Raw genomic sequence first — 8,636 nt, 5'->3', positions numbered from 1 at the left:
GCGCCTTGGTTCCGATGTTGCTCATGACCGCCACGTCACCGAGTAGTTGGGCTTGGATTCGGCCTTCTCCACGGGATAGACCTGCTTGACCTGGCCGCCCTGGACCTGCATGAGGACGGGCAGCGCGGTCTTGTTGTCGCCGTTGGGAGCGAAGGAGATCGGGCCGGTGCCGACCGTGAGGGGCTCGACGGCGGAGGACGCGATCGCGTCGCGCACCTTCTCCGCGTCGGTGGAGCCGGCGCGCTCCACCGCCTGCGCGATCACCTGGACCGCGTCGTAGGCGAGGACGGCGCCGGTGCGCATGGGGGCGCCGTAGCGGCGCTGGTACTCCTCCCGCAGCTTCGCGGTCTGCGGGTTCTTGGCGTCGAAGTGGTAGTTGGTGCTGAAGATCCGCTCGGCGACGGCTCCGGCGTCGGAGACGAACTTCGGCTGGTCGTAGGCGCCGTTGGAGACGCCCCAGACCGCGTTCAGGTCCGGTTTCACCGCGGCGATCGCCTTGGCGGCGAGCAGGCTGTCGCGGTAGTAGCCGGCGACGGCGAGGACGTCCGCGCCGGACGCCTTGACCTGCGTGACCTGCGCGGTGAGGTCGGAGACCGTGAGCGCGTCGTAGCTGATGTTCGGGCCGACCTGGATGCCGAGCTTCTTCGCCGCCGCGGTGAACGCCTCGGCGGCGCCGCTGCCGAAGTCGGTCTGCTCGTGCAGGAAGGCGACCTTCCTGACCGGCTTGCCCGCCTGGTCGGAGACCTCCTTGAGGTAGCGGGCGGCGGCGCCGGCGATGGCCGCGCTGCCGGGCTGCACCCGGAAGGAGTACCGGTAGCCGCTGGCGAAGATCGCGTCGGAGGCGGTGACGTCCATCACGAACGGCACCCGGTTGCGCTCGGCGACGACGGCCGCGTTCGTGCTGACGGCGCTCTGGTAGGTGCCGACGAAGCCGACCGCGCCCTCGGAGATCAGCCGCTGGGCCTCACTCTGCCCGACCTCCGCCTTGCCCTGGGTGTCGCCGGTGGCGAGTTCGACCTTGCGGCCGCCGAGGGACTTGATGCCGCCGGCGGCGTTGATCGCCTCGACCGCCAGCTGCGCGCCGCGGCGCATCTGCTGGCCGTCGACCGCGTTGGCGCCGCTGACCGGATGCAGCGCGCCGATCTTGACCGGGCCCCGGTCGCGCCCGGCGGCCACTCCGGCCGCGCCGGACGGCGCCGAGCCGCCGCAACCGGCCGCGGCGGCCAGAACCGCGCAGGCGCCGAGCCCGGCGGCGAGCTTACGAGCCCACATTCACCTCTCCCGCCCTCTCTGCCCGGTGATCGTTCCGCCAGGAGGAACACCAGGTCGCTGATGCGTCATCGTGGCACCCGTCACGCCATCCGGTCAATATCTGGGTGAAACTTGACGTAACTCACCATGCAGTGCCAACTTGTGAAGTCCGGGGCGCCCGCGCGAACCGGCCGAGCCATCCATCTTCGTTTCTCTAAGCGGAACGATCGTCCGTGAAGGCGGTACCGTTCATGACCGACGCGCTGTCCGGAGTCCGGGTCCTCGACACGGCCACGCTGTTCGCCGGCCCGCTCGCCGCGACACTGCTCGGCGACTTCGGGGCCGAGGTCATCAAGATCGAGCACCCGAAGGGCGACCCGGTGCGCAGCCACGGCGCGCAGCGCGAAGGCGTCGGGCTCTGGTGGAAGATGCTCGGCCGCAACAAGAAGGCGATGACGCTCTACCTCGGCGCGCCCGAGGGCCAGGAGCTGTTCCGCCGGCTGGTCGCCGACGCCGACGTGGTGATCGAGAACTTCCGGCCGGGGACACTGGAGCGCTGGGGTCTAGGGTACGACGAGCTGAAGCGCATCAATCCAGGTCTCGTGCTGGCCCGCGTCACCGGGTTCGGGCAGACGGGCCCCTACTCCAAGCGCCCCGGGTTCGGCACGCTCGCCGAGGCGATGAGCGGGTTCGCCGCGATCACCGGCGAGCCGGACGGCCCGCCGACCCTGCCGCCGTTCGGCCTCGCCGACGGGATCGCCGCGCTCACCACCGCGTTCGCGGTCATGACGGCGCTGCGGGCGCGGGAGGCGACCGGCGAGGGCCAGGTCGTCGACCTCGCCATCATCGAGCCGATCCTGACCCTGCTCGGCCCGCAGATCATCACCTACGACCAGCTCGGCGAGCTGCAGGCCCGCACCGGCAACCGGTCGCACAACAACGCGCCGCGCAACACCTACCGCACCCGCGACGGCAGCTGGGTCGCGATCTCCACCAGCGCCCAGTCGATCGCCGAGCGGGTGATGCGGCTGGTCGGCCGGCCCGAGCTGATCGACGAGCCGTGGTTCGCGACCGGCGCCGAGCGCGCCAAGCACGCCGACGTGCTGGACGAGGCCGTCGGCTCGTGGATCGCCGAGCGCGACCGCGACGAGGTCGTCAAGGCGTTCGAGGACGCCCAGGCCGCCGTCGCCCCCATCTACAACGCCGCCGACGTCATGGCCGACCCCCAGTTCCAGGCGCTCGGCACCATCGCGACCGTCCCCGACGACGAGCTCGGCCCGGTGAAGATGCAGAACGTCCTGTTCCGGCTGTCGCGGACGCCGGGCCGGATCGAGTCGGCCGGGCCGCCGCTCGGCGCGCACACCGCCGAGATCCTCGCCCGCTACGGGGTGGACGAGGCCGCGCTGGCCGAGCTGCGCGGCAAGGGCGTGGTCAAGTGACGCTGCGGTCCTGGCTGTACGTGCCCGGCGACCGGCCGGACCGGATCGGCAAGGCCCTCGCGGCCGGCGCCGACGCGGTGATCCTCGACCTGGAGGACGCGGTCGCGCCGGCCGCCAAGCAGGACGCGCGCCGCAACGTGCTCGACGCCCTCGCCGCCGGGAACACCGCCTACGTGCGGATCAACGCGCCCGGCACGCCCGACGGCGCCGACGACATCGCCCTGCTCGCGACCGCGCCCGCCGCGCTCGCCGGGGTCCGCGTGCCCAAGTGCGAGGACCCCGGCGAGCTGCGCCGCGTCGCCGACGCGCTCGGCGTGCCGGTGTTCCCGATCCTGGAGTCGGCGCTCGGCGTGGAGAACGCCCTGCTGCTCGCGACCGCGCACCCGCTGGTCGCCGGGATCTCGCTCGGCGAGGCCGACCTCGCCGCCGACCTGCGCGCGGGCGGCGAGGCCCTCGCCTGGCCGCGCTCGCGGGTCGTGGTCGCCGCCCGCGCGGCCGGGCTGCCGTCCCCGGCGCAGAGCGTGTGGACCGCCGTCCGCGACCTGGACGGGCTGCGCGCCGACACCCTCGCGGGCCGCCGGGCCGGGTTCTTCGGCCGGTCGGTGATCCACCCCGCGCAGCTCCCCGTCGTCCACGAGGCGTGCGTCCCCGACCCGGACGACGTCGCGTGGGCGCGCGACCTCATGAGCCAGCTCACCGAACGCGCCGCGACAGGCGGCGGCGCCGCATGGATCGACTCCGCCGGCCGGTTCGTGGACAAGGCCGTCGTCGAGCGCGCCGCCTGGCTGCTCGACGCCGCCGCGTCCGCCGAGTCCGCCGCCCGGCCCGTCAAGGAAGGCCAGAAATGACCACGCAGGACCCGCTGCTCGCGGCCGTCGCCGGGGGCGTCCGGCTGATCGAGCTTGGCCAGCCGTTCTTCACCGGCATGCCCTGCTCCCCCAACCACCCCGGGTTCCGGATGACGCTGATCCGGCGGCACGGCGACATGGAGCGCCCGGACGGCGGCTCCGCCGCCAACGAGATCATCGTGACCGGCGGCCACGTCGGCACGCACATCGACGCGCTCTCCCACGTCAGCCACAACGGCGAGCTGCACGGCGGGATCTCCGCCGCCGACGCCCAGCGCGGCGGCGCCTTCACCAGCCACGGGGCGGAGAACCTGCCCGGCCTGCTGCGCCGCGGCGTCCTGCTGGACGTCGCCGCCGTGCACGACGTGCCGACGCTGCCGCCCGGCTACGGCATCACCGTCGAGGACCTGGAGCTGGCCGCCGAGCGCGCCGGCGCCGAGCCCGGCGAGGGCGACGTGGCGCTGATCCGCACCGGCTGGGCCCGCAACTTCGGCGACACGACCGCCTACCTCGGCAAGGAGACCGGCGTCCCCGGCGCGACCCCGGCGGCCGCGCAGTGGCTGGCGGAGCGGCGGATCGCCGCGACCGGCGCCGACACGACCGCCTACGAGCAGATCCCGGAGGGCGCGGGGCACGCGGTGCTGCCGGTCCACCGGATCCTGCTGGTCGAGTCGGGGATCTTCATCCTGGAGCACCTGAACCTGGAGGCGCTCGCCGAGGCCGGGCTGCACGAGTTCGTGTTCGTGCTCGCCCCGCTGCGGATCAAGGGCGGCACCGGCTCCCCCGTCCGCCCGCTCGCGGCGGTGTCGGCATGACCGCCGAGACCCCCGTCCAGCGGCTCGCCGGGCTCGCCGCCGCCACCGCCGCGGGCGGCCTGCCGCCGGAGCTGCGCGACGACGCCGCCCGCCGCGTCCTGGACGTCCTCGGCAACAGCCTCGCCGCCACCGCGGAGCAGCCCGCGCGGGCCGTCGGGGAACTCGTCGGCGAATGGGGCGGCGCGGGCCGCGCCACCGCGATCGGCACCGGGACGCGGCTGCCCGAGCCGAGCGCCGCGCTGCTGAACGGCACGCTCGCCCACTCCCTGGACTTCGACGACACGCACCTGCCGTCCGTCCTGCACCCGTCGGCGTCGGTGGTGCCCGCCGCGCTCGCGGTGGCCGAGGCCCGGGGGGCGTCCGGCGCCGCGCTGCTGGACGCGGTCGGCGTCGGCGTGGAGATCACCGTGCGGCTCGGCATGGCCGGGTACGACCGCGACCTCGGCAACTCGGTGTTCTTCGAGCGCGGGCAGCACGCCACCGCGATCTGCGGGGCGGTCGGCGCCGCCGCGTCCGCGGCGATGCTGTCCGGGCTGGACGCCGCGGGCGTCGCGCACGCGATGGGCATCGCCGCGAGCATGGGCTCGGGGATCCTGGAGGCCAACCGCACCGGCGGCACCGTCAAGCGGATCCACTGCGGCTGGGCGGCGCACGCCGCCGTCACCGCCGCCGGACTGGCCCGCACCGGAATCACCGGCCCGCCGACCGTCCTCGAAGGGCGGTTCGGGTTCCTCCAGGCGTTCTGCGGCGACCAGGTCGACCTGGACGCCCTGACCTCCGGCCTGGGCGAGCACTGGGAGCTGCCCGGGATCTTCTTCAAGCCCTACCCCTGCAACCACTTCACCCACGCGGGCATCGACGCCGCGCTGCGGCTGCGCGAGCGGGGCCTGGACCCGGCCGCCGTCGAGTCGATCGAGCTGGGCGCGCCGACGCCGGTGCTCCGCACGATCGGCGAGCCGCACGAGGACAAGATCCGCCCGAAGTCGGGGTACCACGCCGCGTTCTCCGGCCCCTACACCGTCGCGGCGGCGCTGCTCGGCGGCGGCGGGCTCGGCGTCTTCCACGAGGACTTCACCGACGCGGCCGCCGCCGACCCGGACCGGCTCGCGCTGGCGGCGAAGGTCCGCTGCGTCCCCGACGCCCGCTGCGACGAGATCTTCCCGCACCAGTTCCCGGCCGTGCTGCGGGTCCGCACCCGCGCCGGGGACCTGCTGGAGGAGCGGGTGGACGTCAACCGGGGCGGTCCCGGCAACCCGCTGTCGGCGGAGGAGCTGGCGACGAAGTTCCGGCTGAACGCCTCCCGGCGCGTCACCGGAGAGCGGGCCGAGCAGATCACGTCCCTCACCTACGGCCTCGCCGGGGTCGAGGACCTGAGCGGCCTCACGTCACTGCTGGGGTAGCCCTCGCCATAGGGTCGGGGCCATGAGACATCTCGGCATCCTGGCCCACAGCGCGGAGGGTGCGGCGCTGTGCTTCCGGACCTTCTGCCACGAGGGGTTCCGCGAGCTCGGCCCCGACGACCACCCCGACGTGACACTCGACCTGATCGCGCTGGCCCGCAGCATGCCCGGCTGGGACGCCGGCGACCACGACGCGGTCAGGAAGGTGCTGGCCGAGAGCGCCCGCCGCCTCGCGGCGGCGGGCGCCGACTTCTTCGTCTGCCCCGACAACACCGCGCACATGGCGCTGGAGCGCCCCGGCGACGACCTGGCCCTGCCCGGCCTGCACATCGCCGGGGTCGTCGCGGACCGGGCCGCCGCCGACGGCCGCGCCCGCGTCGGCGTGCTCGGCACCCGCTACACGATGGACGGCCCCGTCTACCCGCGCGAGCTGGCCGCGCGCGGCATCGCCGCCGAGGTCCCCGAGCCCGCCGACCGGGAGACCGTCCACCGGATCATCTTCGACGAGCTGGTCAACGGGGTGATCACCGAGGAGTCGCGCGACGCGTACGTGCGGATCATCGGCCGGTTGGCCGAGCGCGGCTGCGACGCGGTCGCGCTGGTGTGCACCGAGATCCCGCTGCTGGTCACCCCGGACGTCTCGCCGCTGCCCACGCTCGACTCCACCCGCCTGCTCGCCCGCGCCGCCTTCGAGACGGCCGTCGGCCGCCGCCCCCTGCCCACCTGGCGCGGCGGACGCTTCGACGAGCGCTGAAACGTGGCGGACCTAGGCTGAGCGTGGAGAGGGGGCCACATGGACTTCAGGGAGCTGCACCACGGCGACCGCCCGCTGGTGCTGCCGAACGCCTGGGACTTCGCGAGCGGTGCCGCGCTGGTCGAGGCGGGCTTCCCGGCGGTCGGGACGACGAGCCTCGGCGTCGCCGCGGCGGCCGGCAAGCCCGACGCCGCCGGGGACACGCGCGCCGAGACGCTGGCGCTCGCCCGCGTCCTGTCCCGGCTGCCGGTGCCGGTCACCGTCGACATCGAGGGCGGGTTCTCGGGCCGTGCCGCGGACGTGGCCGAGCTGGTCACCGAGCTGGCCTCGTTCGGGATCGCCGGGATCAACCTGGAGGACGGCCGCCCCGACGGGACGCTCGTGCCGCTCGACCACCAGACGACGGTGATCTCCGCCGTGAAGCGGGCCGCGCCGCAGGTGTTCCTCAACGCCCGCACCGACACGTTCTGGCTCGGCGACCCCGACCGCGACGAGACCCTGCGGCGGGCGCGCGCGTACGCGGAGGCGGGCGCGGACGGGATCTTCGTCCCGGGGATCGTGGACGACGCCGACATCTCCGCCGTGCTGGAGACGGTGGAGCTGCCCCTCAACGTCCTGTACCTGCCGGGCAAGACCGAGTACGAGCGGCTCGCCCGGCTGGGCGTGCACCGCGTCAGCACCGGGTCGCTGCCGTTCCGGAAGGCGCTCCAGGCCGCGGTGACCGCGGCCCTCGGCGTCACCGGGGCGGACGCGGCGGGCCACCCGCCCTCGTACGGGGACGTCCAGCGCCTGGTCGGCGGGTGACGACCGGGGTCAGTGGCCGGTGATCCGGTCGGCGAGGCGCGCGAGCGCGGACGTCCCCGCCGCGCCCGACGCCGACTCGCGGGCGTCCGCCGCCCGGTAGAGGGCGTACATCGCGTGGACGCCCAGCCAGCGCAGGGGCTCGGGCTCCCAGCGGCGGACGCGCCGGTCCACCCACGGCAGCGCGGTCAGCGCCGTGTCCTCGCGCAGCAGCAGGTCGCGGAGGGTGCGGCCGGCGAGGTTGGCGGTGGCGACGCCGTGCCCGGTGTAGCCGCCCGCGTGGCCGAGGCCCGTCGCGTGGTCGAGGACGGCCGTCGCGCACCAGTCGCGGGGGACGCCGAGGACGCCCGACCACGCGTGGTCGACCCGCGCCTCGCCGGCGACGGCGGGGAACATCGCGGTCAGCATCCGCCAGAGGGCGTCGACCGTGGCGGGCGCGGTGCGCCCGCCGTCGTCCACGCGGGAGCCGTAGCGGTAGGGGCGGCCCCGGCCGCCGAAGGCGATCCGGTCGTCGGCGGTGCGCTGCGCGTACATGTAGTAGTGCGCCATGTCGCCGAGCAGTTCCCGGCGCTGCCAGCCGATCGCCTCCCACACCGCGGCCGGCAGCGGCGTCGTGACGATCATGGAGCTGTTCATCGGGAGCCAGTCGCGGCGGTGGCCGGGCAGCCCGGCGGTGAAGCCCTCGGTGGCGCGCAGCACGTACTCGGCGGCGACCGTGCCGTACGGGGTGACGGCCGAGGCGGCGCCGCCGCGCCGCGCCGCGATCCGGACGACCGGCGTCCCCTCGTAGACCTCCACGCCGAGGCGGCGGACCGCCGCCGCGAGGCCGCGCGCGAGGGCGGCGGGCTGGACGCGGGCGCCGTGCGGGCTCCACGCCGCCCCGGTCGCGCCCGCGACGCGGAGCCGGTCGTCGCGCTCGGCGGCGGGCAGCGGGACGAGGTCGCCGTCCGCCCAGCCCCAGGCGCGGGCCTCGTCGACCATGGCGGCGAGCCGGGCGCGCTGGGCGGCGCCGCGGGCGACGTGCAGCACCCCGCCCTTCACCAGCCCGGCGTCGACGCCCTCCGCCGCGGCGACCCGGACGACCTCGTCCACCGCCTCGAACATGGCGCGCTGGAGCGCGATCGCGGCGGGGCGGCCGTGCCGGGCGGCGTAGCGCTCCCGGGACCCGGCGATCTCCCCCAGCACCCAGCCGCCGTTACGGCCGGACGCGCCGAAACCGGCGAACTCGCGCTCCAGCACGACGATCCGCAGCCCCGGACGGGCGCGCTTGAGGTAGTAGGCGGTCCAGAGGCCGGTGTAGCCGGCGCCGACGACGCAGACGTCGGCGG

At 75.1% G+C, this 8,636-nt stretch carries 8 protein-coding genes; 6 read left to right on the top strand and 2 right to left on the bottom strand.

Annotation, left to right across the window (positions count from 1 at the left end):
- Positions 1 to 21: 21 nt before the first annotated feature.
- Positions 22 to 1,272 carry an ABC transporter substrate-binding protein gene (locus ETD96_RS35670; protein ID WP_138640883.1) on the bottom strand — a complete coding sequence of 417 codons (1,251 nt, stop codon included), beginning with the start codon at positions 1,270 to 1,272 and terminating at the stop codon, positions 22 to 24.
- A 212-nt stretch (positions 1,273 to 1,484) separates the two neighbouring features.
- On the opposite strand from ETD96_RS35670, the gene ETD96_RS35665 reads away from it, so the two are divergent.
- From ETD96_RS35665 to ETD96_RS35640, 6 genes are read left to right on the top strand one after another with little or no spacing between them, the layout of a single operon-like run.
- Positions 1,485 to 2,690: a CaiB/BaiF CoA transferase family protein gene (locus tag ETD96_RS35665; RefSeq protein WP_478209497.1), complete on the top strand. Its 1,206-nt coding sequence runs from the start codon at positions 1,485 to 1,487 to the stop codon at positions 2,688 to 2,690.
- On the top strand, positions 2,687 to 3,538 hold the full coding sequence (locus tag ETD96_RS35660; RefSeq protein ID WP_138640881.1) for an HpcH/HpaI aldolase/citrate lyase family protein: 852 nt from the start codon (positions 2,687 to 2,689) through the stop codon (positions 3,536 to 3,538). Before ETD96_RS35665 ends, ETD96_RS35660 begins: the two co-directional genes overlap by 4 nt.
- Positions 3,535 to 4,353: a cyclase family protein gene (locus tag ETD96_RS35655; protein WP_138640880.1), complete on the top strand. Its 819-nt coding sequence runs from the start codon at positions 3,535 to 3,537 to the stop codon at positions 4,351 to 4,353. The genes ETD96_RS35660 and ETD96_RS35655 overlap by 4 nt, the downstream gene beginning before the upstream one ends.
- A complete protein-coding gene (locus tag ETD96_RS35650) occupies positions 4,350 to 5,753 on the top strand; it encodes an MmgE/PrpD family protein (protein ID WP_138640879.1) in 1,404 nt (467 codons plus the stop codon). Before ETD96_RS35655 ends, ETD96_RS35650 begins: the two co-directional genes overlap by 4 nt.
- Before the next feature lie 22 nt (positions 5,754 to 5,775).
- The gene (locus tag ETD96_RS35645; RefSeq protein ID WP_138640878.1) at positions 5,776 to 6,507 is read left to right on the top strand and encodes an aspartate/glutamate racemase family protein; all 732 of its coding nucleotides are present in this window, start codon (positions 5,776 to 5,778) and stop codon (positions 6,505 to 6,507) included.
- 39 nt (positions 6,508 to 6,546) lie between these two features.
- A complete protein-coding gene (locus tag ETD96_RS35640) occupies positions 6,547 to 7,311 on the top strand; it encodes an isocitrate lyase/PEP mutase family protein (RefSeq protein WP_138640877.1) in 765 nt (254 codons plus the stop codon).
- 9 nt (positions 7,312 to 7,320) lie between these two features.
- Here ETD96_RS35640 and ETD96_RS35635 read toward each other — a convergent pair.
- On the bottom strand, positions 7,321 to 8,636 hold a 1,316-nt coding region (locus tag ETD96_RS35635; protein WP_138640876.1), incomplete at its 5' end, for an NAD(P)/FAD-dependent oxidoreductase.

Origin of the sequence: Actinomadura geliboluensis (assembly GCF_005889745.1) — a bacterium.
GTDB classification, from domain to species: domain Bacteria; phylum Actinomycetota; class Actinomycetes; order Streptosporangiales; family Streptosporangiaceae; genus Spirillospora; species Spirillospora geliboluensis.
Note: the sequence above shows the minus strand (reverse complement) of the source record. Positions and strands in the feature narration are given on the sequence as shown.

Coding starts and splice junctions, on each gene's coding strand:
- ETD96_RS35650 (WP_138640879.1), top strand. CDS start 4,350: ATGACCGCCGAGACCCCCGTCCAGCGGCTCGCCGGGCTCGCCGCCGCC.
- ETD96_RS35670 (WP_138640883.1), bottom strand. CDS start 1,272: ATGTGGGCTCGTAAGCTCGCCGCCGGGCTCGGCGCCTGCGCGGTTCTG.
- ETD96_RS35645 (WP_138640878.1), top strand. CDS start 5,776: ATGAGACATCTCGGCATCCTGGCCCACAGCGCGGAGGGTGCGGCGCTG.
- ETD96_RS35655 (WP_138640880.1), top strand. CDS start 3,535: ATGACCACGCAGGACCCGCTGCTCGCGGCCGTCGCCGGGGGCGTCCGG.
- ETD96_RS35640 (WP_138640877.1), top strand. CDS start 6,547: ATGGACTTCAGGGAGCTGCACCACGGCGACCGCCCGCTGGTGCTGCCG.